This window comes from Tateyamaria pelophila, from assembly GCF_019966495.1.
Taxonomy (GTDB): Bacteria; Pseudomonadota; Alphaproteobacteria; order Rhodobacterales; family Rhodobacteraceae; genus Tateyamaria; species Tateyamaria pelophila.
Map to the genome: position 1 here is coordinate 1 of NZ_JAIMIA010000048.1, position 24281 is coordinate 24281.

General features: G+C 60.6%; 26 protein-coding genes. 9 read left to right on the forward strand and 17 right to left on the reverse strand.

Annotation, left to right across the window (positions count from 1 at the left end; all coding sequences use genetic code 11):
- Positions 1 to 243: transposase (locus tag LC354_RS15030; protein ID WP_223425164.1), on the forward strand; the 243-nt coding region annotated here is incomplete at its 5' end.
- Positions 244 to 342: 99 nt separating this feature from the next.
- Here the strand turns inward: LC354_RS15030 and LC354_RS15035 are convergent.
- The 7 genes from LC354_RS15035 to dapD form a co-directional block, all read right to left on the reverse strand.
- The gene (locus LC354_RS15035; RefSeq protein WP_399203650.1) at positions 343 to 501 is read right to left on the reverse strand and encodes an HTH domain-containing protein; all 159 of its coding nucleotides are present in this window, start codon (positions 499 to 501) and stop codon (positions 343 to 345) included.
- A gap of 203 nt (positions 502 to 704) precedes the next feature.
- Positions 705 to 2960, reverse strand: a complete 2256-nt coding sequence (gene rnr / locus LC354_RS15040) for a ribonuclease R (protein WP_223425166.1) — start codon at positions 2958 to 2960, stop codon at positions 705 to 707.
- A gap of 31 nt (positions 2961 to 2991) precedes the next feature.
- Positions 2992 to 3561: a TIGR04282 family arsenosugar biosynthesis glycosyltransferase gene (locus LC354_RS15045; RefSeq protein WP_223425168.1), complete on the reverse strand. Its 570-nt coding sequence runs from the start codon at positions 3559 to 3561 to the stop codon at positions 2992 to 2994.
- Complete coding sequence (locus LC354_RS15050; RefSeq protein WP_223425170.1) at positions 3558 to 3980, reverse strand: GNAT family N-acetyltransferase; 423 nt, start codon at positions 3978 to 3980, stop codon at positions 3558 to 3560. Before LC354_RS15050 ends, LC354_RS15045 begins: the two co-directional genes overlap by 4 nt.
- The gene (dapE, locus tag LC354_RS15055; RefSeq protein WP_223425172.1) at positions 3977 to 5122 is read right to left on the reverse strand and encodes a succinyl-diaminopimelate desuccinylase; all 1146 of its coding nucleotides are present in this window, start codon (positions 5120 to 5122) and stop codon (positions 3977 to 3979) included. Before dapE ends, LC354_RS15050 begins: the two co-directional genes overlap by 4 nt.
- A gap of 100 nt (positions 5123 to 5222) precedes the next feature.
- Positions 5223 to 5570 (reverse strand): hypothetical protein, encoded by a 348-nt coding sequence (locus LC354_RS15060; protein WP_223425174.1) that lies wholly within the window; start codon positions 5568 to 5570, stop codon positions 5223 to 5225.
- Positions 5563 to 6390, reverse strand: coding sequence for a 2,3,4,5-tetrahydropyridine-2,6-dicarboxylate N-succinyltransferase (gene dapD, locus LC354_RS15065; protein ID WP_223425176.1), 828 nt, complete (start codon positions 6388 to 6390; stop codon positions 5563 to 5565). The genes LC354_RS15060 and dapD overlap by 8 nt, the downstream gene beginning before the upstream one ends.
- Before the next feature lie 123 nt (positions 6391 to 6513).
- On the opposite strand from dapD, the gene LC354_RS15070 reads away from it, so the two are divergent.
- Complete coding sequence (locus LC354_RS15070; protein WP_223425178.1) at positions 6514 to 7356, forward strand: LOG family protein; 843 nt, start codon at positions 6514 to 6516, stop codon at positions 7354 to 7356.
- Between the two features lie 21 nt (positions 7357 to 7377).
- On the forward strand, positions 7378 to 7962 hold the full coding sequence (locus LC354_RS15075; protein WP_223425180.1) for a hypothetical protein: 585 nt from the start codon (positions 7378 to 7380) through the stop codon (positions 7960 to 7962).
- Positions 7963 to 7989: 27 nt separating this feature from the next.
- On the opposite strand, the gene rlmN is transcribed toward LC354_RS15075, so the two are convergent.
- The 3 genes from rlmN to LC354_RS15090 form a co-directional block, all read right to left on the reverse strand.
- The gene (gene rlmN / locus LC354_RS15080; protein WP_223425226.1) at positions 7990 to 9165 is read right to left on the reverse strand and encodes a 23S rRNA (adenine(2503)-C(2))-methyltransferase RlmN; all 1176 of its coding nucleotides are present in this window, start codon (positions 9163 to 9165) and stop codon (positions 7990 to 7992) included.
- 136 nt (positions 9166 to 9301) lie between these two features.
- Complete coding sequence (locus tag LC354_RS15085) at positions 9302 to 9868, reverse strand: carboxymuconolactone decarboxylase family protein (protein WP_223425182.1); 567 nt, start codon at positions 9866 to 9868, stop codon at positions 9302 to 9304.
- A 137-nt stretch (positions 9869 to 10005) separates the two neighbouring features.
- Entirely contained in the window at positions 10006 to 10536 is a 531-nt protein-coding gene (locus LC354_RS15090) for an invasion associated locus B family protein (protein WP_223425184.1), read from the reverse strand.
- Positions 10537 to 10711: 175 nt separating this feature from the next.
- On the opposite strand from LC354_RS15090, the gene LC354_RS15095 reads away from it, so the two are divergent.
- Positions 10712 to 11692, forward strand: a complete 981-nt coding sequence (locus LC354_RS15095; RefSeq protein ID WP_223425186.1) for an asparaginase — start codon at positions 10712 to 10714, stop codon at positions 11690 to 11692.
- Positions 11693 to 11717: 25 nt separating this feature from the next.
- Here the strand turns inward: LC354_RS15095 and LC354_RS15100 are convergent, their stop codons facing one another.
- Both LC354_RS15100 and serB read right to left on the reverse strand, forming a co-directional pair.
- Positions 11718 to 12032 carry a hypothetical protein gene (locus tag LC354_RS15100; protein ID WP_223425188.1) on the reverse strand — a complete coding sequence of 105 codons (315 nt, stop codon included), beginning with the start codon at positions 12030 to 12032 and terminating at the stop codon, positions 11718 to 11720.
- A gap of 135 nt (positions 12033 to 12167) precedes the next feature.
- Positions 12168 to 13046 carry a phosphoserine phosphatase SerB gene (gene serB / locus LC354_RS15105; RefSeq protein ID WP_223425189.1) on the reverse strand — a complete coding sequence of 293 codons (879 nt, stop codon included), beginning with the start codon at positions 13044 to 13046 and terminating at the stop codon, positions 12168 to 12170.
- Between the two features lie 159 nt (positions 13047 to 13205).
- On the opposite strand from serB, the gene LC354_RS15110 reads away from it, so the two are divergent.
- The 4 genes from LC354_RS15110 (at position 13206) to LC354_RS15125 (ending at position 17601) form a co-directional block, all read left to right on the forward strand.
- Positions 13206 to 14345: a phosphoserine transaminase gene (locus LC354_RS15110; protein ID WP_223425191.1), complete on the forward strand. Its 1140-nt coding sequence runs from the start codon at positions 13206 to 13208 to the stop codon at positions 14343 to 14345.
- Between the two features lie 84 nt (positions 14346 to 14429).
- Positions 14430 to 16025 carry a phosphoglycerate dehydrogenase gene (serA, locus tag LC354_RS15115; protein ID WP_223425192.1) on the forward strand — a complete coding sequence of 532 codons (1596 nt, stop codon included), beginning with the start codon at positions 14430 to 14432 and terminating at the stop codon, positions 16023 to 16025.
- Positions 16026 to 16113: 88 nt separating this feature from the next.
- A complete protein-coding gene (locus tag LC354_RS15120) occupies positions 16114 to 16848 on the forward strand; it encodes a Stf0 family sulfotransferase (protein ID WP_223425194.1) in 735 nt (244 codons plus the stop codon).
- A 24-nt stretch (positions 16849 to 16872) separates the two neighbouring features.
- The gene (locus LC354_RS15125) at positions 16873 to 17601 is read left to right on the forward strand and encodes a metallophosphoesterase family protein (RefSeq protein ID WP_223425196.1); all 729 of its coding nucleotides are present in this window, start codon (positions 16873 to 16875) and stop codon (positions 17599 to 17601) included.
- A gap of 27 nt (positions 17602 to 17628) precedes the next feature.
- Here the strand turns inward: LC354_RS15125 and tdh are convergent, their stop codons facing one another.
- From tdh to LC354_RS15140, 3 genes are all read right to left on the reverse strand, one after another.
- A complete protein-coding gene (tdh, locus tag LC354_RS15130; protein WP_223425198.1) occupies positions 17629 to 18666 on the reverse strand; it encodes an L-threonine 3-dehydrogenase in 1038 nt (345 codons plus the stop codon).
- Positions 18663 to 19850, reverse strand: a complete 1188-nt coding sequence (locus LC354_RS15135; RefSeq protein ID WP_223425200.1) for a glycine C-acetyltransferase — start codon at positions 19848 to 19850, stop codon at positions 18663 to 18665. The genes tdh and LC354_RS15135 overlap by 4 nt, the downstream gene beginning before the upstream one ends.
- Before the next feature lie 94 nt (positions 19851 to 19944).
- Entirely contained in the window at positions 19945 to 20505 is a 561-nt protein-coding gene (locus LC354_RS15140) for a helix-turn-helix domain-containing protein (protein WP_223425228.1), read from the reverse strand.
- 97 nt (positions 20506 to 20602) lie between these two features.
- Between LC354_RS15140 and LC354_RS15145 the strand changes: the two genes are divergently transcribed.
- A complete protein-coding gene (locus tag LC354_RS15145; RefSeq protein WP_223425201.1) occupies positions 20603 to 21784 on the forward strand; it encodes an acetyl-CoA C-acyltransferase family protein in 1182 nt (393 codons plus the stop codon).
- A 180-nt stretch (positions 21785 to 21964) separates the two neighbouring features.
- Here the strand turns inward: LC354_RS15145 and ubiB are convergent, their stop codons facing one another.
- Complete coding sequence (ubiB, locus tag LC354_RS15150; RefSeq protein ID WP_223425203.1) at positions 21965 to 23497, reverse strand: 2-polyprenylphenol 6-hydroxylase; 1533 nt, start codon at positions 23495 to 23497, stop codon at positions 21965 to 21967.
- 1 nt (position 23498) lies between these two features.
- A complete protein-coding gene (ubiE, locus tag LC354_RS15155) occupies positions 23499 to 24245 on the reverse strand; it encodes a bifunctional demethylmenaquinone methyltransferase/2-methoxy-6-polyprenyl-1,4-benzoquinol methylase UbiE (protein ID WP_223425205.1) in 747 nt (248 codons plus the stop codon).
- Positions 24246 to 24281: the final 36 nt, after the last annotated feature.

A 24281-nucleotide genomic window follows, 5' to 3' on the forward strand; every position in this document is an offset into this window, starting at 1 on the left:
GTCACCGGCAGGAAGGCACATGAGATCCTGCACTGGGTTCACCGCGTGTTCTCCAACCTGAAGCGATGGGCGAAAGGTGTGTTCCACGGCCTCAGGAAACGACATCTGCAACGCTACCTCGATGAGTTCGTGTTCCGCTGGAACCGGCGACGACACATGTGCAGTGCCTTCGACACGCTGCTCGGAATCGGTGTCCGTCTCGCGCCTGCAACCTATCGCGATTTCGTCGACCAGCGCGTCTGAAAGCCATCTGTCATCATAAAAGCTACGTTTTATGCGCCCAAGCTGCGCCGCAAATTGATCCGATCCGCGCCTCAAGCCACAATCATCAGCTCTGTCGCCTCAACATGTAGTCTTGCCGGAACAAAGGGGATAAGCCTTATCGCGATAAATTGTGCGTAAGGACACATCCATTTCATAGGCAAGCGACTGTGCCGTCACCGGCGGCGGCAAACGGCGGAGGCTTTGCATCAATTGAAAAAGGCGGTGTGTTCTGGTCATGTCGTACCATAGCAGATATACTGACAAAAATTGACAGCAAAATCCCTCACGCCGTCTCAATGAGCATCTGACAAGAAAACATCATGCTGACACGCAGGCCGGAGGCGGCGGGTCGCAAACGCACGTCTTGAGCGGATCGAACCGGATGTGCGGAAAGACGGTGCTCTTGGCGCTTACGTCAACCCCATCTCCACAGCCTGAGGCTAGCTACGGCTGCGCTTGACCTTGCGTTTTACCTTGTCGTTGCGGCGTTTCGCCTTGGTGGGTTTGCGGCGCGGGCTGCGACCTGCCGGGCTGCGCCGTCCTTTGGGCAAGGCTTCACCGTCCAACGCCAACAACTCCAGCGCAATGCCGCCTGTCACGGGCACAGCTTCGGCCAATCGGACGGTGGCCCGCTGGCCCAGACTGATGACCAATCCGGTATCCGACCCCATCAGCGTGTTGGCCTCCCGGTCAAAATGGAAGTATTCCGCCCCGATGGACCGCATCGGCACAAGTCCATCCGCGCCGCTGTCATCCAACTTGACGAAAATGCCGAATTTGGCGATCCCCGCCACCCGGCCTTCCATCTCGTCGCCCACCCGTTCGCTCAGATAAGCCGCAAGATAACGATCCGTCGTGTCCCGCTCCGCCACCATTGATCGGCGTTCGGTGTTGGAAATCTGCAAGCCTGTCTTGTCCAGGTCTTCGATATCCTGCGGCGACAGGCCGTCCTTGCCCCAACCATGGGCCGATATCAGAGCCCGGTGCACGATCAGGTCGGAATAGCGGCGAATGGGCGAGGTAAAATGTGCATAGCTTTGCAGCGCCAGGCCGAAATGGCCAAAATTCTGCGGGCTGTAATAGGCCTGCGTCATCGACCGCAGGGTCGAAATATTGATCAACTCCGCATCGTCGGTCCCTTCGGCCTGCGCCAACAAGCGGTTCAGGTGTTCCGTTTTCAATACCTGCCCCTTGGCCAGGTTCAACCCCGCCGCCTGCGCCGTTTCGCGCAGGCTGTCCAGCTTGTCGGGCGATGGTTCCTCGTGCACCCGGAAGAGCAGCGGCGACGCCTTGGCAATCAGCGTCTCGGCGGCGGCCACATTGGCCAGCACCATGAACTCTTCGATCAGGCGGTGCGCGTCCAGGCGATCCTTGAAACTGACGGACCGGACGGTACCATCGTCATCCAGCACAATCTGCCGCTCCGGCAGGTTCAGCTCCAGCGGCTGGCGGGCACGGCGGGCCTCGACCAAAGCGGCAAAAGCGGCGTAAAGTGGCTTCAGAACGAGCTCCAGCAACGGCCCCGTACGCTCATTCGGTGCACCATCAACCGCCGCCTGCACCTCTTCATAGTTCAGCGACGCGGGCGACCGCATCAACGCGCGATGAAACGAATGGTCGATCTTTTCGCCCTTTGCATTGATCTGCATCCGTACCGCGATACAGGCGCGGGGCACCCCTTCGTGCAGCGAACACAGGTCGCCCGACAGCCGGTCCGGCAGCATCGGTACAACGCGATCCGGGAAGTAACTGGAATTTCCCCGTTTCTTCGCCTCTCGGTCCAGCGCAGAGCCGGGCGTGACATAGGCCGCAACATCCGCAATCGCGACCCAAATGACATGGCCGCCCTTGTTCCTGGGGTCTTCGTCAGCATGGGCATAGCACGCATCGTCATGGTCCCGCGCGTCCCAAGGATCGATCGTGATCAAAGGCATCTCGCGAAAATCCTCGCGGCCTTTCAGGCCGACGGGCTTTTTGCGGTCAGCCTCGGCCACCACATCATCGGGAAAGCTGTCAGGAATGCCATGCTCATGGATCGCGATCAGCGACACGGCCTTTGGGGCCGACGGGTCACCCAACCGGTTCACGACACGGGCGCGGGGCAGGCCCATGCGGGACTTCGGGCCCGCCTGTTCGACCTCGACCAACTCTCCGTCTTTGGCCCCGTGTGTGGCATCGGCGGCCACGATCCACTCCCGATCGCTGCCCTTGTCGACGGGCATCACCCGCCCGCCCTCGGCCCCGACGCGGAACACGCCCAGCGCCCGGCGCGGATTGGTGCCAATCCGGCGGATCAGGCGGGCCTCGTAATGATAATCCTGATCTTTCACCAAGGTCAGGCGGGCCAAAATCCGGTCCCCCGCGCCCAGCGCCGGATCAGAGGCGCGTGGGATCACCAGCACCCGTGGCTCTACCCCGGTGCCGTGCCACTCCATCGGCTTGGCAAAGAGATCACCATCGTCGTCGGGCGCAAGCACCTGCAAGACACTGACCGGCGGCAGCCGATCCGGGTCCTGATAGGTCTTTTTACGTTTCTCCAGATGGCCTTCGTCCGCCAACTCCCTGAGCAGGCGTTTCAGGTCGATCCGGGCAGCCCCTTTGATGCCAAAGGCCTTGGCAATGTCGCGTTTGGCGGTGAGGGTCGGATTGGCGGAAATCCAGTCGAGGATTTCGGGCTTTGATGGGATACGGGTCATGAACTTCAGGTAGCACGCAGGTGGCGGGGCGTCATGGCAAATCGTGCACTGTATCGACATCCACGAGCGTTTGAACGTAAGCAATGCGTGCCCCGCCCAATGCCGCAACGCTGTCAGCCAGCGCGTGTCGCGTGGACCACCGAACTCCCCCCAGCATGCCGGGGCGGCACCGGACGCCACGTTTCGCCCCGATCAGCCAATATCCCCCGTCCGGGGCAGGCCCAAACACCACGTCATTGTCTCCGAGTACCGCAAAGGCCTCCCCAACACGCGCCCGTGTGATCCCCGGCACATCCGCACCGATCACACAAACCGGCCCACCCGCCTTGCGCATCATCCGCAGCATACGATCCCCGAGTGTCCCGCTTCCTTGGGGCCAGCGTGCAAACTGACCCGGCCAGACCCGTGATTGCGTCCCTGCCACGTCAGGCGCCACCGCCAGCACGACATCCCAGCGCGGATCACATATCCGGCGCAGCAGCCCGCGCACCTGGTGGCGGAACCACCACGCCGCCGCCGTCATGCCGATGTCCCGACCAAGCCGCGTCTTGACGCGGCCAGCCTGTGGCACTTTCAGCATGATGATCAGCGTCGGCCTCACACAGCGCGTTCCATGTCCCGGTGCGGCATGCCCGCATCATCATAGACCGGGCCGAAGGCGGAAAACCCCAGCTTCTCATAAAACCCCAGTGCATGGACCTGCGCACCCAGCTTGGCCCGCGTGACACCGGGCTGCGCGCGTGCCAAGTCAACGCAAGCTTCGATGATCTCAGCGCCCAGCCCCAGCCCGCGCGCGTCTTTCAGCACGCAGACTCGGCCGATCCTGGCCAAATCCCCCGACAGCAAGATACGAGCGGTCCCGACCGGCCGATCGTCCATCCGCGCCAAGAGATGCAGGGCCGCGCCATCCAACCCATCAATCTCATCTGCTTCACTGACGTTCTGTTCTTCCATGAAAACGGCGCGACGCACGGCCAGACAGGCCGACAGATCGTCCGTCCGCTCAATCGTCCAGGTCAAGCGAAATAGTCCCGCAGAATGCGGCCGTAGATCGATTTGAGTTGATGGATATGGTCGACGCGCACATGCTCATCCACTTGATGCATCGACTGTCCCACCAGGCCGAATTCGACAACCGGGCAGTGGTTTTTGACAAAGCGCGCATCCGACGTGCCGCCCGTTGTGCTCAATTCCGGCACCACGCCTGTCTCGGCCTCGACAGCTTTTGCCACTAGATCCGACAGCGGGCCGGGCGGGGTCAAAAAGCTTTCGCCGGACACCTGAACGGTCATGTCAATCTCGACCCCGTAGGCGACCGCAACCGCGTCCGCCTGCGCTTGTAACCACGCCGTCAGGCTCTCCCCGCTATGGGTGTCGTTGAACCGGATGTTGACCGTCGCGCGAGCCTGCGCCGGGATCACGTTCGTGGCGGGATTGCCCACGTCCACCGTCACGATGGCCAAAGTCGAGGCGTCGAAATGATCGGTGCCCCGATCCAGTTCGTGACTGGCTAACTGATCCATCAGGCGCATCATCGGGTTCAGCGGATTGTTGGCCCGGTGCGGATAGGCGGCGTGCCCCTGTTTGCCCGTGACCGTGAACCACGCGTTCATCGACCCGCGCCGCCCGATCTTGATCATGTCGCCCATGGCGTTCGGGCAGGTCGGTTCGCCGACTAGGCAGACACTCATCGCCTCGCCCGCACCGGCCATATAATCCAGCAAAGCGGTGGTGCCATCCACGGCATCGCCTTCTTCGTCCCCGGTAATGGCCAGTACAACGGCCCCATCCGGTGGCGTATCCCGCACAAAATCAACCGCTGCCGCCGCAAAAGCCGCCACGCCGGACTTCATGTCAGTGGTGCCGCGCCCATACATAACGCCGTCCTTGACCTCGGCCCCAAAGGGCGGCATCGACCAATCCGCCACATTCCCGATGGGCACGACGTCCGTATGACCATTAAAACCAAACGTACGCGTATGCCGCTTGTCGCCCCAGCGGGCATAAAGGTTACGAATGCCGCCACGATCCGCCCAGGCACAGTCGAACCCCGCACCGCTCAGCAGCTCATGCAAAACGTCCATCGCACCCCCGTCCGCAGGTGTGACGGAGGCACAACGCACCAAATCAGCGGTCAGTCGGACGGGATCAATCGGGGGCATGTCTGGGCCTTTCGGGTTGATGTGCAAACAGGTAGTGGCGAAAGGGCCGCTGTTCCAGTCTGTTGACCTTAAAGGGGCGCGACCGGCGCGGGGCCCTATATCAGGCCTTGTCGAAAAACGGCGTCATCTGCGCCACGATCACCGAGTTCTCGTCCAGCGCACGCTGCATCAGCTCACGCTCGTCATCATCGATCTCGTGACCTTCGGCCTCGCGCTCGGCCAGGGTGCCATAGCCGGTCACGTCCAAAGGGGCCGTATCCGCCTGCTTGAGTAGAGCCACCGTTTCGCGCACCGCCTCGGCCTCGTCCACACCGCTTGCAAAACACATCAGCGCCGCACCCGTCGCACCCTTGGGCAACCCGTCACCGGCCTTGCGCCCGATCTGCACCAGCAAGGTATAGACCTGCTGGCGCGACGGTTTCTTGGGCTTTTTGGGCGTCTCAGTCACGCAAAAGCTCGTTGATCGAGGTCTTGGAGCGGGTCCGCGCGTCGACTTTCTTCACGATCACCGCGCAATAGAGGTTCACACCATTCTTCGACGGCATCGAGCCCGCCACGACCACAGACCCCGCAGGCACTTCGCCATAGGTGAATTCGCCGGTTTCGCGGTCCACGATCTTGGTCGACTGGCCGATGAAGACGCCCATGCCAAGCACGGAACCTTCGCGCACGATGCAGCCCTCAACGACTTCTGACCGTGCACCGATAAAGCAGTTGTCCTCGATGATCGTCGGCCCCGCCTGCATCGGCTCCAGAACGCCGCCGATGCCAACGCCCCCAGAAAGGTGCACATTCTTGCCGATCTGCGCGCAGGAGCCGACCGTGGCCCAGGTATCGACCATGGTGCCTTCGTCCACATAGGCGCCAAGGTTTACAAAGGACGGCATCAGAACCACGCCGGGTGCGATAAAGGCCGACTTGCGCACGATACAGTTAGGCACCGCACGAAAACCCGCAGATTTCCACTCGTCGTCGCCCCAGCCCTTGAACTTGCTGTCGACCTTGTCCCACCAGCCGCCGCCCTGCGGGCCGCCGTCCTGCTGTTCCATATCCTTGATGCGAAAACCCAGCAGCACGGCTTTTTTGGCCCACTGGTTCACATGCCATGTGCCATCATCCTGACGCTCGGCCACACGCAGCCCGCCACCGTCAAGGGCTGCCAGCGTCTCTTCGATCGCGTCACGGGTTTCACCTGTCGTGGCGGGCGTAATTGTATCACGCGCCTCCCATGCGGCTTCGATTGCGGTTTCAAGCTGAGCGTTGGACATCTGGATTCTCCCCGAAAAGCGTCGCGGCGCTTAGACAACAAAGCGCCTCCCCATGCAATCACATCTGGGCAACGGCGCATCATCGCGCTACGCCTAAGCCAAGCCCATGAGGAGCACACCAATATGAAAGACGACCGCCATAGCCCGTTTCGCGACGCGCATACCGACCGTACCGCCGCCCAAGGGGTCCCGAATACGCCGCAAACGCGTTCGCCGTCCTATACGCTGGCCTTCGCGGACAACGAATTCCTATGCCGCGAAGACTTGCGGCCAGTTCGATTGCAGCTGGAATTGCTCAAATCTGAATTGATGATGAATGAGGCAGGGATCGAAACCACCGTCGTATTGTTTGGTGGCGCGCGCATTCCTGACCCGGTGAACAAGGCCACGGCACGCACGCAAACGCTCTCTGATCTGTCGCATTTCTATGATGAGGCGCGCGAATTTGCGCGGTTGATGACGCAAAAATCCATGGAAACGGGTGGGCGTCAAAACGTGATCGTGACAGGCGGCGGGCCGGGCGTGATGGAGGCGGGCAATCGCGGCGCCTATGACGCCGGCGGTCATTCGATCGGACTGAACATCGTTTTGCCCTTTGAACAGGCACCCAACGCCTATGTGACGCCGGACCTCAGCTTCAACTTCCACTACTTTGCCATCCGCAAAATGCACTTCCTGATGCGCGCGCGGGCCATCTGCGTCTTTCCCGGCGGGTTCGGCACGCTGGACGAATTGTTCGAATCGCTCACATTGATCCAGACGGGCCGAATGGAGCGCGTGCCGTTCCTGCTTTTTGGGCGGGCCTTTTGGGAGAAGATCATCAATTGGGACGCGCTTGCGGATGCGGGTACGATTTCCGCTGACGATCTTGACCTCTTCCGTTTCGTCGACAGCGCCCGCGAAGCCATCGATATTCTGGAGAACTGGGGTTCAACTGAAAAACGCGGAGATGTACCCGGGCGATAACCGGCGCATGGAGAGAGAGCTATGAAGACGACAATACTCGGGGGCATCATCTTTCTGGTGCCCATCGCGATGTTGGCCATCCTGCTGACCAAGGCCTACCATATCGGCATCGCGGTTGCAGGCCCCATCGACAAGCTGATCCCCTTCGATGCGGTTGCCGGCATTGCTCTGGTCAACATCCTAGCGATCTTGTTGATTCTGCTGCTGTGTTTCCTTTGCGGAGTGCTGGCCAGAGTGGCCTTCGTCGCGTCCAAGATCAACTCGATCGACGGATTGCTCATCGACATGATGCCAGGCTATGCCGTGGCAAAGGGCGTCATCGGCAGCGTCGCAAATCAAGAGGAAATCTCCGCCCTCCTCACCCCTGTCCTGGTCCGCTTTGACGATTACTCCCAGATAGCATTCGAGATTGAGCGCAACGAAACCGAAGCCGTCATTTTCCTGCCCGGCGCCCCCTCCACATGGTCGGGATCGACCGTCATGGTTGACGTCGCGCGGGTCAGCAAGATCGATGCCCCGACTCACAAAACCGTAAAAACGATGCGCGTTCTGGGGCGCGGATCCTTGCAATTGGTCGCAGGCGACGCGGCAAAACCCGACGCCTGACAGATCACCCCGGTCGCTGCGCGCCCGTCACAGACCGGCGTCTGCAGCGATTTGCTTGCGCGACTTGCGCGCGCGTTCCGTGGCCGATTTCAACTGGCCGCAGGCCGCCATGATATCCTCGCCGCGCGGCTTGCGAATGGGGCTGGCATAGCCTGCCTTATAGATGATGTCCGCAAAGGCCCGGATGCGGTTGTTCGAGCTGCGCGTGTAGGGTGCACCGGGCCACTCGTTGAACGGGATCAGGTTGATCTTGGCCGGTATGCCCTCGATCAACTTGACCAAGCGGTGCGCATCCGCATCGCTGTCATTCACCCCGTGCAACATCACGTATTCAAAGGTGATCCGCTCGGAATTGCTGACCTTTGGATAAGCACGCAACGCGTCCAACAGGACCTCGATATTCCAGCGTTTGTTGATGGGAACCAGCGTATCGCGCACCTCATCTGTCGTGGCATGAAAGGACACGGCAAGCTGACAACCGATCTCTTCTGCGGTGCGCGCAATCTCGGGCACAACACCCGAGGTCGACAGGGTAATGCGGCGACGCGACAGTTGGATGCCTTCAGGGTCCATGGCAATCTTCATGGCATCACGGACGTTTTCAAAATTATACAGCGGCTCGCCCATGCCCATCAGCACGATGTTGGACAACAGGCGGGTCTCGTCCTTGGGCGCGCCGGGCACAGGCCATTCGTCCAGATCGTCGCGGGCCATCATCACCTGCCCCACAATTTCACCGGCCGTCAGGTTCCGCACCAGTTTCTGCGTGCCCGTGTGACAGAATGAACATGTCAAAGTGCAGCCAACCTGAGAGGAAATGCACAGCGTGCCGCGCCCGTCTTCGGGGATATAAACAACCTCGACCTCGTGACCGCCCGCGATCCGCACCAGCCACTTGCGAGTCCCGTCCTCACTCACCTGCTTGGACACGACCTCGGGAATCTCGATGACGAATTTCTCCGCCAAATCCGCACGAAAGGCCTTGGACAGATTCGTCATCGCAGCGAAATCGCGCACACCCCACTGGTAAATCCACTGCCAGATCTGACCGACCCGCATTTTGGCCTGCTTTTCGGGTGTCCCATTTGCAATCAAGGCCTCGCGCATTCCCGCGCGGGTCAACCCAACCAGGTTCACAGGCCCCTCCGGCAGCTTCCGGGGGATCGTCATAACATCCTGAGTGATCGGCGCGTCAGCCATGATAAATTCCAAACAAGTAAGGGTGATGTGCCCCTATATAGGAAAACTGCGGACGATCAAAAGGGAATCGCCCACAGTTTCTCTTGGCCAAAAATATCCCAGGGGAGTCCGCAGGACGGGGGCAGAGCCCCCAACCGCGTCACTCCGCCGCGACAGCCTTGGGTGTCCAGGCAAATGGCGCAAAAGCCGCGTCCGTCGGCGTGTCAAACAGGCTGTTGGTGAAGTTTGACAGCACCTTCTGCCCATAAATCAGGATCGTGTCGAGAATCGCTCGCTCACCGTATCCAGCGGCTTCGAACGCGGCGACGGCGTCCGCACCGGGACGACCATGAGTGTCGCGGAGCGCCAACGTGAAGGTGCGCAGCGCTTCCAGTTTGGCAGGCAATGGCGTTTCGTCGCGCAGGGCATTGATGATGTCGGCGTCAATCTTCTCGCCTTTTGCGATGCCTGTATGGGCCGGCACGCAGTAATGACACCTGTTGGCCACGTTCACCGTCATCCAGACAACGGTGCGTTCTTCGGGGGTGAATGCGGTGCCCTCAATCGCCAGACGATGCAGGTGCTGATACCCCTCCAGCAATCCGGGGCTTTGTGCCATCACGCCGTGCAGGCTTGGCAAACGCCCAAAAGCCTTGATCGAGTTTTCCAGAAGCGGTTTTGACGCTTCTGGTGCGGTTTCAAGCGTGTGAACTGTTGTGGTGACCATGTCTGTTTCCTTTCCGGGTTTCTTAAATCAAGACATAATTGGGAACCATTCAGTTCCCAACCTCCGCAAACGCAGGAGCGGCCGTGCATCGCTGCACAGCCGCTCTCGGTATCGTGATTTTCTGAGGGTCGTCGCGCCTAGCTGCCGCAGCGGCTTTCCGCATCCTCGACCGCCGCCGTGAACCCCAGCAACGAGAACGTATCCTTCGTGGTGGTTCCCCGGCTCGAAATGCCCGTCACTACAGCGGTCGCGCCACGCTTCATCGCGGTGACGATCTTGGCATCGTCCGCCGTTGTCGCGGGCCAGGCCCATTCGCCTTCGGTGAACAACTCGAACTCGTTGTCGCTGATATTCACGTTCACGGTCGATCCGGACCGGAACGGATAGCCCCCGGTAAAGGCGACCTGTCCCTTCGCATCCGCGCTTGGGCGGTAAAACACCATCAAAAGGATCTGACCGCGCGTGGCCGCAACAACCCGACCCTCCCGGGTGTTCACAGTTTCTTTCGGCGTCGCAACGCCCCAGCACTCCGTCGGGTTGTCTTCGACGAAAACGCTCCAATCCGTCTTCGCGGCAACCCGGTTGGTGCTTTGATCCTGCGCCACGGCAGCGCCGACCATCACAGATGCAGCGGCAAACCCCAGCAGTGCTTTTGACAATAATCCCATTTCACAGCCTCCAAGCTGTCCTGACCTCAAAACCCAAACCATCCCTTGGGCACACCATTTTCGATGCATTCCCTTGCAAGGGCGGCAATTCTTCTCGACAACTGCCACATTAGCGCGAAACGCGCGATGCAGGAAAGCCGAATTGGCGAGTTTTCGCGCAGATGTGAGGTAAATCATGACGCAACCTGTGACAATGGCAGAAGTTTGGCGTGGCCCGTTCCTAGAAAGTGTGCATTCCGGTCACGCTGTAATCTGCGACGACACAGGCCAGATCATCCAGTCCTGGGGGGATCCGGAGGCGATCGTGCTGCCACGGTCTTCTTCGAAAATGATCCAGGCCCTGCCATTGATCGAAAGCGGTGCCGCGGCTGCCAATGGATTGACATCCGAACATCTGGCTCTGGCCTGCGCATCCCATAACGGGGCGGCCATTCACACGGACCGGGTTCAGGCATGGTTGCAACAGATCGGCAAATCGGATGATGATTTCCTCTGCGGGCCGCAAATCCCGGACGATACGGCTGCGCGCAACGCAATGGTGAAAGCAGACAGTGCGCCCTGCCAGATCCACAACAACTGTTCTGGAAAACATACCGGCTTCCTGACGCTGGCCGGGCACCTTGGCGCAGGCCCCGACTACATCGATCCGTCGCATCCGGTTCAACGCGCCTGCCTCGATGCCTTTGAGCGAACGACAGGCGAAACCTCCCCCGGCTTTGGCATAGACGGATGCTCCGCGCCCAATTACGCTTGCACGCTGCACGGTATGGCGCGGGCCATGGCCCATTTCGCCAGCGCAGATGCGGACAGCGCCGAAGGTCAACTGCGCGCCGCGATGACACGGCACCCCGACCTGGTCGCAGGCGAAGGCCGCGCCTGCACCCGGTTGATGCGTGCGATGGACGGCAAGGTTGCGATAAAAACAGGCGCGGAAGGGTTTTTCATCGCGATCCTGCCCGAACAGCGCATGGGCGTCGCCCTCAAGATATCAGACGGCACAACCCGGGCCAGCGAATGCGCTATCGCCCAAATTCTGGTCAAACTAGGCGCACTTGACCCAAACCATCCCGAGGCTCTGGCCTTCACCAATGGCCCAATCCTGAACCGGCGCGCTGTCGAAACCGGCCTCCTGCGCGCGGCACCTGCGTTGCTCTAGGCGGATGATGCATCCGCCTTACGGGCTACATCTCGATCAGTGGCGCAACCTCAACCGACCCGGAACCATCTGCCACCATGGGGCACCCTGCCGCGATTGCACAGGCAGCCTCCGCTGTTTCTGCGCGCACGACCGTATAGCCTGAAATCGGGTTGGTCCCGCCAGTGTCCGAAACGCCTGCCGACGTCACCGTCATGGATTGGCCCACTGGGTTGCCGCCGTTGACCACGGCCTCCCCCATGTCCGCAAACCATTGACCCCAGGCAGCCATGGCTTTTTCACCTTCTTGCTGCGTTTCGGGGATTGTACCCCCATGATATGCAAACAAAAAATCCGGCATGTCACTTACTCCCCGGGCCAAATGCCCACCGCATCATAGCACGAATCGTCCAAATGCCGCAGTACGAAGGGTCAGTTGCTTCTCTGTTCCAAAAAAATCCCCGGGGGGGGCTCAGCGCGCGCGGGGTTGGCCCCCTCACACATTCACAAATTCAGACCGCGCATAGCCCTGTAAAAACAGCAGCGCGGTCAGGTCGCCAAAATTCACCCGCACATCGCACTGCGCCGCAACGCTCGGCTTTGCATGCAGCGCCACGCCCATGCCCGCGCGCCGTAGCATTCCCAGATCGTTGGCCCCGTCCCCCACGGCCAGCACGTCCGCATCGACCAGACCCAACCGCGCCGTGATCTCTTGCAACGCATCCACCTTGGCCTGCTGCCCTAGGATCGGCATGCCAACCGCGCCGGTCAAATGACCGTCCTCCACCAACAAACTGTTCGCCCGGTTTTCGTCAAATCCCAAACGCTCCGACACGGCTGCGGTAAACGCCGTGAACCCGCCTGACACCAAAGCCGCATAGGCCCCTTGCGCCTTCATCGTCGCCAACAAAACCGTTCCGCCCGGCATCAGGGTTATCCGACTGTCCAAAACCTCGCCAATCACGCGATCCGGCAAGCCCTTCAACAGACCGACCCGCGCTCGCAGAGCCGCTTCAAAATCCAACTCACCATTCATTGCCCGCGCCGTGATGTCTTTCACCCGGTCCCCGACGCCCGCCACATCCGCCAACTCGTCGATACATTCCTGCTGGATCATGGTGCTGTCCATGTCGGCCAGCAGCATCGCCTTGCGCCGCGCCGCCAAGGGCTGGATCATCAGATCCACCCCCATGGCCTGCACGTCTGCCCAAACCTCCCACAGGTTTGCAGGCACCGCAGGCAAGGAAAATTCCGCGGCTTCATCCGGCGATAACCACTGCGCCCCTCCACCCCCCCACGCATTGCGCAGGCTTTCGACCAATGCACCCTCCAATGCAGGCGCGGCGGGATCGGTGAGCAAGGTACAAACAAACATCAGGTCAGGTTTCCGAAAGGCGACAGACATGTCGCAATTGAATGATCAAGCGGCGCTATAGCTTCCAATCCGCGCTTGCACCACCCCGGCGACCGCCGTACACGCGTCCTCGGGACACCCTTCCCCAACGAAGGGCGATTATCTGTAAGGATAGCATAAATGGCTATGACACAACCGGCGACGCGGCCGGGAAATCCGCGCTTCTCTTCTGGCCCCTGCGCCAAACCCCCCACGCATACACTGACCGCACTTGCCGACGCCCCCTTGGGTCGGTCGCATCGTGCCGCCGTGGGAAAGGCCAAGCTCAAACAAGCCATCGACGACACACGCGACATCCTCGGCGTGCCGGATGATTACCGCATCGGTATTGTGCCGGCCTCTGATACCGGCGCCTTCGAGATGGCGATGTGGTCGCTGCTGGGCGAACGCCCGGCCGAAATGGTGGCCTGGGAAAGCTTCGGTGCAGGGTGGGTCACGGACGTGGCCAAACAGCTCAAGATCGACCATACTGTCCATACCGCCGACTACGGCGAGATCGTGGATATGGCTGCCCTCAACTACGACAACGACGTGTGCTTTACGTGGAATGGCACGACCTCGGGCGTGCGCATGGCGAACGGCGATGCAATCCCGGCAACACGGGCGGGATTGACGCTCTGCGACGCGACTTCGGCTGCGTTTGCCATGGATTTACCTTGGGACAAACTGGATGTGACGACGTTCAGCTGGCAAAAGGTGCTGGGGGGCGAAGCGGCCCACGGCATGCTGATCCTCAGCCCCCGTGCCGTCGAACGACTGGAAAACTATACGCCCGCTTGGCCACTGCCCAAAATCTTCCGACTCACCAAAGGCGGCAAGCTGATCGAAGGCATCTTTGTCGGCGAAACCATCAACACGCCGTCGATGCTGGCGGTCGAAGATTATCTGTTCTCGCTCAACTGGGCGCGCTCCATCGGCGGGCTCGCCGGCCTCATTGAGCGCGCCGAGGCGAATGCCAGGGCGATCGCAGATTTCGTTGACCAACACGACTGGATCGACCACCTCGCCGTCGATCCGGCCACCCGGTCCACGACGTCGGTCTGCCTCAAATTCACCGATAGCCGGATCACCGACGGCGCAGCCTTTGCCAAAGCGGTGGCCAAACGGTTGGCCGATGAAAATGTGGCCCTCGACATCGGCGGCTACCGCGATGCCCCGCCCGGATTGCGGGTTTGGTGCGGTGGCACCGTCGAAACCTGTGACATCCAGGCCATGCTGCCTTGGCTTGCTTGGGCGTTCGAGGCCGAAATCAACGCGTAACACCCGCCGCAAGGGCCAAGATTATTCGTACGAATAATCTCCTCTTGCGGCACCCGGATTTCTCAATTTCAAAGGACCAGCGCAATGGCCCCCAAAGTACTCATCTCTGACAGACTTTCCGACGCTGCCGTGCAAATCTTCAAGGACCGCGGCATCGAAGTTGATTTCGAACCCGATCTGGGCAAGGACAAAGACAAGCTGGCCGAAGTGATCGGCCAATATGATGGCCTCGCGATCCGCTCCGCCACCCGCGTCACGCCGACCATCCTTAAAAACGCGCCGAACCTCAAGATCATCGGGCGCGCAGGGATCGGCACCGACAATATCGACAAGGAAGCCGCTTCCAAACAGGGTGTGATCGTCATGAACACGCCCTATGGCAACATGATCACCACAGCCGAGCATGCCATCGCGATGATGTTCGCCGTGGCCCGCCAAATTCCCGAGGCGTCCGCATCGACCCATGCGGGCAAATGGGAAAAGTCCAAGTTCATGGGCACCGAACTGACCGGAAAGACGCTGGGCGTGATCGGTGCCGGCAATATCGGTGGCATCGTCTGCGACCGAGCGCGCGGCCTCAAAATGAAGGTCATCGCCTTCGATCCCTTCCTCGGCCAGGAAAAAGCCGACAAGATGGGGGTCGAAAAGGTCGAGCTAGAAGAGCTTCTGAAACGTGCGGATTTCATCACCCTGCACGTCCCCAAAACCGAACAGACAGCCAACATGATCACCGCCGAACGGATCGCAATGATGAAACCCGGCGTGCGGATCATCAACTGCGCGCGCGGCGGGCTGGTCGACGAAGAGGCACTGGCAGCCGCCCTCAAATCCGGCCATGTGGCCGGGGCCGCCTTTGACGTCTTCGCTCAGGAACCGGCCACGGAAAACGCCCTGTTCAATCTGCCCAACGTCGTGGTCACGCCTCATCTCGGCGCTGCCACCAGCGAGGCACAGGAAAACGTCGCCCTTCAAGTGGCCGAACAAATGGCGAATTACCTGCTGACGGGCGCCGTTGAAAATGCGCTGAACATGCCCTCCGTCACAGCGGAAGAGGCGAAAATCATGGGCCCCTGGATCAAGCTTGCGGACCACCTGGGCAGCTTTACCGGGCAGATGACGGACGAACCGATCAAGGCGATCAACATCCTCTATGACGGCACCGTTGCCGAAATGAACCTTGACGCGCTGAATTGCGCCGTGATCGCGGGCATCATGAAACGCGCCAACCCGGATGTGAACATGGTCTCGGCCCCCGTCGTTGCCAAAGAGCGCGGCATCCAGATCTCGACCACCAATCAGGACAAATCCGGCACCTTCGACGGCTATATCAAGATCACGGTCGTCACGGACAAGCGCGAACGGTCCGTTGCGGGCACGGTGTTCAGCGACGGCAAACCGCGCTTCATCCAGATCAAGGGCATCAATATCGATGCCGAGATCGGTGAAAACATGCTCTATACCACCAATGTCGACGTGCCCGGCATCATCGGTCTACTGGGCAACACGATGGGCAAGAACGGCGTGAACATCGCGAACTTCACTTTGGGCCGGAACGCTGTCGGCGGCGAAGCTATCGCCCTGCTCTACGTCGATGAACCGGTACCCAGTGACGTGCTGAAAACGCTGGAAGGCACCGGCCAGTTCACGCAAGTCAAACCGCTGGCGTTCGACATCGGCTGAGGAGATTGCGGCACATCCGTGGGGCGGCCCGAATCCGCCCCACATCGCTCTGGCCATATGCGCGGGACCCGCTATGGTCTGCCGCACCATGAGCCTGTTTGACAGTTACTTTCTCTGCACCTCGCCCCGCAGCGGCAGCACGTTTTTATGCACACTGCTCGAGGATTGTGGCGCCGGGCACCCGGCCTCTTATTTCCATCGCCCCTCGCTGACCGGTTGGCGTTCGGAGCTGGGTCTTTGCGAAGAGACACCGCGTGAGGACATTTTTGCTACGGCTCGGAAACGTGGCATGGGCCGTCACCCAATCAGCGGTGTCAGATTGCAGCGGCCCAGCCTTGGCTTTTTTCGCCACCAACTTGCACAGGTGCACCCCGAACACCCGAACGACTTGTCGCGGATCACATACATCTTCGGACGCACAGCCTTTATTCATCTGACGCGGACGGACAAGCTGGATCAGGCCGTGTCCCTGATCCGTGCCCAGCAATCCGGTCTCTGGCACAGAAATGCGGACGGGTCAGAACTTGAGCGGACAGGGCCTGCCAAGGCTGCGGAATATGATGCCGAAGCAATCCAAGCCCAGCAGACCGTTCTGCGCCGGATGGATCAAGACTGGGAAGACTGGTTCGCCAGACAAGGGATTTCTCCGCTGCGCGTCACTTATGCAGCACTGTCAACCGACCCGCAGGCGGTCTTGCAGCGCCTTTTGTCGGAACTTGGTTTACCAACCGAACCGGCGAACTCCATTTCTGCGCGCACGGCCAAGCTCGCAGATCATGTGAATGCCGACTGGGTTGCTCGGTTTCGCGCAAAGTCCCCTTAATGCCTGTTCAACAAAGGACACTTCATGCCCAATCCCATCTATGCCATCGGGGACATCCATGGCCAAATGCAAGAGTTAGGTCAGGCACTTACGCGGATCACGGCGGATGGCGGCGACGCGGCACATATCGTGTTTCTGGGCGACTACACCGATCGTGGGCCAAACAGCCGCGCCGTTCTGGATACCCTGATTGCGGGCCAGACCACCGGGCGCAACTGGACCTTTCTCAAGGGCAATCACGACCGGATGTTCGAGTGGTTCATGCAAGACCCCCTGCGGCACGATCCCTACCTGATGGTGGAACTCTACTGGTTGCACCAGCGACTGGGGGGTGACACGACACTGGCCTCCTACGGTGTGGATGCTGGCGGCACACGCCGCGAAAAGGATGTGCACGCCGATGCCCGCGCTGCCGTCCCTCAGGCCCATATCGACTTCCTGGCAGGGCTACCTCTGACCTACGAAACCGATAACCTGCTGTTTGTGCATGCAGGGATCCGGCCCATGGTCCCCATTGCCAATCAGATCGAAGAAGACCTGATCTGGATTCGCGGCGAATTTCACGATCACCACGGCCCGCACCCAAAACTGGTTGTGCACGGGCACACACCCGTCGGCACGGCGACCCATTACGGAAACCGGGTCAACCTGGACACAGGTGCCGGTTATGGCAAACCCCTGACAACGGCCGTGTTCGAGGATGATCAGGTGTGGACGTTGACGCCGAATGGCCGGGTGCCGCTGATCCCGTAAGGCGGGTTTCAACCCGCCTCCGCGTTCTCAGGTCCAGTCCAGCACAACCTTGCCCGAAGAGCCCGATTTCATCACCGCGAACCCGTCTTCAAAATCGTCCACGCCAAAGCGATGTGTGATCACCGCCGACACATCCAGCCCGTTTTCCAGCATCGCGATCATCTTGTACCAGGTCTCGAAAATCTCACGGCCATAGACCCCCTTGATGGTGATCGCCTTGAACACGATCCGCGACCAATCCACCGGCGATTTACCGGGTGGAATACCCAGCATCGCAATGCGCCCGCCCATTGTCATGGCCTCAACCATCTGATCCAAAGCCGCCTGATTGCCCGACATCTCGAGCCCCACGTCAAAGCCTTGACGCATCTTCAATCGCGCGATCACATCGGCAAGGTTTTCTTCGGTCACGTTCACGGGCACCACATCGGCCACCTTGGCCGCCAGCGCCAACCGATCCGGGTTCACATCGGTGATCACCACATGCCGCGCGCCGACGTGACGGGCCACTGCGGCCGCCATGATCCCAATCGGTCCAGCGCCAGTGATCAACACATCTTCTCCAATCAGATCAAAGCTCAAGGCGGTGTGCACTGCGTTCCCCAGTGGATCCAGAATGGCACCGATCTCGTCCGATATCTCATCCGGCAAGGGCACCACATTGAACGCAGGCAGCCGCAGATATTGCGCAAAGGCTCCCTGTTCATTCACGCCAATGCCGCGCGTCGCAGGGTCCAGATGAAACTTGCCCGCCCGGCTCTGTCGCGAAGTTTTGCCAATCAGATGCCCCTCGCCCGAACAGCGTTGGCCGAGGGCCAGACCCTCGACATTCTTGCCAAGCTCCACGATCTCTCCGGCAAACTCATGGCCCGTGATCATCGGCACAGGCACCGTGTTCGCGGCCCATTCATCCCAGTTCCAGATGTGAATATCGGTGCCGCAAATCCCCGTCTTGTTGATGCGGATCAACACATCGTCCGGGCCGATCTCGGGCACGGGGGCCGTCTGCATCCACAGTCCCTCACGCGGATACGCTTTGACCAAAGCCTTCATTTCATTGTTCACTTTATTACTCCCAGCGCTTTGCCCACGCGCTCGAACGCCGCCAGCCCCCGATCCAGATCATCGCGCGTCAAAGCCGCGTTCATCTGCGTGCGGATACGCGCCTGCCCGCGCGGAACAACCGGAAAAAAGAAGCCCGAGACATAGACGCCCTCCTCAAACAGGCGCGCCGCCATATCCTGCGCCACCTGCGCCGCGCCCAGCATCACCGGAATGATCGGATGCGACCCGGGCAGCAGATCAAAGCCCAGACGGTCCAAACCCGCCCGCCAATAGGCAGCGTTGTCAAAGAGCCGCGCCCGCAGCGCGTCGCCCTGTTCGACCAGCCGGATCGCTTCGATCCCCGCTGCCACAATCGCAGGCGGCAAGGAGTTGGAGAACAGATAAGGCCGCGCCCGTTGCCGCAACAGGTCGATCACAGGTTGCGGCCCCGCGATATATCCCCCGATGGAACCACCCAAAGCCTTGCCCAGCGTGCCCGTCAGAATATCGACCTCCACCCCCGCATGGGCGGGCGTTCCGGCCCCTTTGGGCCCCATGAACCCCGTCGCGTGACAATCGTCGACCATCACCAGCGCATCATATTGTCGAGCCAGGTCAGTGATCTCCGGTAGTTTGGCCAGATAGCCGTCCATCGAAAACACGCCGTCCGTGGCGATCATGATATGTCTCGCGCCGTCCGCCTTGGCGGCGCGCAACTGCGTCTCAAGATCATCCATGTCAGAGTTTGCATAGCGAAAGCGTTTCGCCTTGCTCAACCGGATGCCGTCAATGATCGACGCGTGGTTCAGCGCATCCGAAATGATCGCATCCTCCGGTCCCAAAAGCGGCTCGAAAAGACCTCCGTTGGCATCGAAACAGGCCGCGAACAGGATCGCATCATCCTTGCCCAGAAATCGCGCCAGACGCTGTTCAAGCTGCCGGTGCAGATCCTGCGTGCCACAGATAAACCGCACAGAGGCCATGCCGAACCCCTTGTCATCCATGGCCTTCTTGGCAGCGGCAATCAGATCGGGATGATCCGCCAGCCCCAGATAATTGTTGGCGCACAGATTAAGAACAGCCCTGCCATCCACCTCGATCTGCCCGCCTTGCGGGGACGTGATCAACCGCTCCCGCTTGGTCATGCCGTCGGCATCAATCCGGGCCAGCGTCTCCGTCATATGGGTCAGGAAAGCGTGCGTCATGTTAGGACTCCTTTGTCGGAATGTCTAACATATCGGAGACGATTCCCAAATAGAGGAATTCGTAATTACGGACAAAATTCCGCTTTAAAGGATGTCAGGCATCCTGAACCACCAGAAAGGCCCGCGCCGGGCGCTCGGACGCGATACGATGCGGCACATCGGCGGCATAGCGTGCGGTATCCCCCGCCCCGATCTCCTGACTTGATCCACCGCTCGTCACGGTCAACGCACCGGCAATCACGGTCAGGTGCTCGCGCGCGCCACGCCGGTGCGCTTGGCTGTCCAAAACGCCGTTTTGCGCAAAGCGCAGCTCATAGACCTCGTGCCGCCCTGCATCTTCGGGCGGGGACAGGATACGAATGGTGCAGCCCGCGCCCCGGTTTTCGATGCTGGGCACGTCCGCGGCGCGCAGCACCTCGATCTGATCCGAAGGGTCATCTTCCAACAGCCCTGCAAAATCGACCTGCAAGGCACGCGTCAGGTTCCACAGCGTCGCGATTGTGGGCGAGGATTCCCCCCGCTCGATCTGGCTGACCATGGAGCGGCTGACACCGGACAGTTTGGCCACGGCATCGAGCGACAAGCCCTGCCCACGCCGCGCCTCTTTGAGGCGGGCAGGCAGAAGCGATAGGATAGCGTCGGTGTTTTCCGTCATGACGGACAATTGGCCGTGCCGTGACGTCCAAGTCAAGCCATAGGGCTGACAAGCGCGCGTCATCGCGTCATATCTGTGGCAACTCAAGGAGGACATCATGACTCAAGACATCGTAATTCTGGACGGCGCGCGCACCGCCATCGGCACATTCGGCGGCGCATTGGCCGGAACCACCCCCGTTGATCTGGGCACCGTCGCCGCCAAGGCAGCGCTGGAACGCTCAGGCGTCGAAGGTGGCCAGATCGGGCATGTCGCCTTTGGGCACGTGATCAACACAGAACCGCGCGACATGTACCTGTCCCGTGTGGCGGCAATGCAGGCCGGTGTGCCTGACAGCGTACCCGCGATGAACGTGAACCGCCTGTGCGGGTCCGGCGTGCAGGCCATTGTGTCGGTGATCCAATCCCTGATGCTGGGCGATGCCGACTTTGGCCTTGCCGGCGGGGCCGAGAATATGTCGCGGTCGCCCTTCATCGTGCCCAGTCAGCGCTGGGGCGCCAAGATGGGCGACGTCAAGACGCTCGACATGATGCTGGGCGCGCTGAACTGTCCCTTTGGCACCGGTCACATGGGCGTCACCGCCGAGAATGTCGCCGCCGAACACCAGATCACGCGCGAAGCCCAGGATGCCTTTGCCATGCAAAGCCAGGAACGGGCGGCGGCTGCGATTGCAGACGGGCGCTTTGCGTCCCAGATCGCCCCGGTCGAAGTAAAGGTGCGGCGCGATACCGTCGCCTTTGACGTGGACGAACACCCCAAAGCGACAAGCCTCGACGTGCTTGGCGGTCTGCGCCCTGTATTCCAGAAAGACGGGACCGTTACGGCAGGCAATGCGTCCGGCATCAATGACGGCGCAGGGGCGGTCGTTCTGGCCACGGCAGATGCCGCCGAAAAGGCGGGCCTCAAGCCCAAGGCGCGCATTCTGGGCTATGCCCATGCCGGCGTGCGCCCCCAAGTGATGGGCATCGGGCCGATCCCCGCCGTGCGCAACCTGCTGGAGCGGACCGGGCTTTCGGCGTCAGACTTCGATGTCGTGGAATCGAACGAGGCGTTTGCAGCGCAGGCTCTCGCCGTCTCCAACGATCTGGGGTTCGATCCGGCACGGGTGAATCCCAATGGCGGGGCCATTGCCCTTGGCCACCCGGTTGGGGCCACTGGCGCGATCATCACCATCAAGGCGCTTTATGAACTGGAACGTATCGGCGGATCCAAGGCATTGATCACCATGTGCATCGGCGGCGGTCAGGGCATCGCACTGGCGATCGAGCGGCTGCATTAAAACGATCAAAGCGCTTACGTATTGCGCCAAGGCCCGCTGCATATCGCGGCGGGCCTTGGTCCGCCGCGCGTCCATGTGGGGCTTCTGCCTATCGGGCGGATCGGCGCGTTATCCGCGGCTTCAGGCTCTCCGACCGATTGTGCGACCTGCCGCAATATGTGATCCACGGCATGTATGCCTTCACAAAAGACCCTCGATCAGAACGGTCAGACCAGTTCCGACAACCACGCCCGCCGCCCCGGTGAGAACAACCCAGCGCCAGAACCCGCGCCGCTGCAACGCCTTCGGATTGCCCTGCGCGATCAGAGCGGCTTCGACCAGCAGCGGCAAGCGCGGCCCGAACCGTGTCAGCACGCGAGCGGTCTTGTAAAGGTCGGTTATGACGGCCTTGGGACCGATGGATTTCTGGATATAGTCGGTGACAACCGGGGCCGCGACCTGCCAGATGTTGATGTTGGGATTGAGCGACCGCGCAACCCCTTCGACCACAACCATGGTCCGCTGCAGCAGGATCAGCTCGGTCCGGGTTTCCATTCCGAACCGTTCGGTCACCTCAAAGAGATAGCTCAGCAGGCGGCCCATCGAGATCTTGGACGCATCCATGCCAAAGATCGGCTCTCCCACGGCGCGCAACGCGCGGGCGAATTCATCGACATCCTTGTCGGCCGGCACATAGCCCGCCTCGAAATGCACCTCTGCCACCCGTTTGTAATCTTTGCGAATGAACCCGAACAGGATCTCGGCATAGACCCGCCGCGTATATTCATCGATATGGCCCATGATCCCGAAGTCGTAGGCGATGATGTCGCCATTCGGCGCAACCTTGAGGTTGCCCTGATGCATATCCGCATGGAAATACCCATCGCGCAGGGCATGCAACAGGAACAGCTTCAGCACCCGTTGGCTCAGATCAATGCGGTTGTGACCCGCTGCATCGATCGCCGCATTGTCCCCCATCGGCACGCCGTCCGCCCATTCCAGCGTCATCACCCGACGCGCGGAATACTCCCAGCGGATCGACGGCAGGGTAAAGCCCGCGTCGTCCTTGGTGTTGGCCGCAAATTCGCCCGCCGCCGAAGATTCCAGACGCAAGTCGAGCTCGCCTTGCACCACCCCGTCAAAATGCTCGATCACTTCCATCGGGCGCAGGCGACGCGCCCCTGGCGCGAAAATCTCTACGATCCGAGCGGCGAGGTAAAAGGCATCGACATCCTTGGCAAACGCGCGCTCGATCCCAGGACGCAGCACCTTCACGGCGACATCTTCACCCGTCTCGGCCAGTTTGGCCTTGTGCACCTGCGCAATGGACGCCGCAGCAACAGGTTCGCTGAATTCCGAAAATATCGTGTCGGTGGGCTGGCCCAGCTCCTTTTCCACTTCGGCCTTGGCCTGCTCGACGGGGAACGGTGGCAGCTTGTCCTGCAACACGCGCAGCTGCACGGCCAACTCGTCTCCCACCACGTCGGGCCTCGTCGACAGCACCTGACCAAACTTGATGTAAGCGGGCCCAAGGGCCGTCAGCGCCCGGGTCGCAGGCGGCATCGACGGATCGCCACTATAGCCCAAAAACCGGAACGGCTTGCCCAGCGCCTTGGCCACAAACCGCAGCGCAGGCGGGGCATCAAACGCATCCAGAACGACATTCATCGCCCCCGTACGCTCAAGCGTCGCGCCTGTTCGGATCAGCCGAATAATATTGTGTGGGCCACGCATGCTAGATTTTCCAACCCGAATGCAGGGCCGCGATACCCATCGACAGGTTCCGGTATTTCGCGTTCTCGAAACCAGCATCTTTTACCATGGTCAGAAACGTCTCCTGGTCCGGGAAATTGCGGATCGATTCGACGAGATACTGATAGCTGTCACGGTCACCGGCGATCATCTGCCCCATGCGCGGGATCACGTTGAAGCTGTAGAGATCATAGAGCTTTTGCATGCCATCCACGGGCAATTGGCTGAACTCCAGCACCATCAAACGGCCCCCGGGTTTCAAAACGCGGTACGCCTCGGCCAGCGCCTCTTGAGGCCGGGTCACGTTCCGAATGCCAAAGCTGATCGTGTAGACATCGAAGCTGTTGTCCGCAAAAGGTAGGGCCATCGCGTCACCCACCACCCAATCCAGGCTGTCCTGCATCTTGTCGGCTTCGGCCCGCTTGCGACCCTCGACCAGCATCGGCTCGGTCAGATCCAGCACCGTGGCGTGGCCATACCCCGCCCGTTTGAGAAACTTGAAGGAGATATCGCCCGTCCCGCCCGCCACATCCAGCAGGTTTTGACCGGGTCGCGGGGCCAGCCAATCCATCATCGCCTCTTTCCAGATGCGGTGGATGCCCATGCTCATCACATCGTTCATGATGTCGTATTTGGAGGCAACCGAATTGAAAACGCCTTGTACGCGGCCAGCCTTTTCCCCTTCCGGTACGGTTTCAAAGCCGAAATGCGTTGTCTTATCGTCAGTCATGGGATGTGTCTTCCTGCTCCGTCAAACCTTGTTATA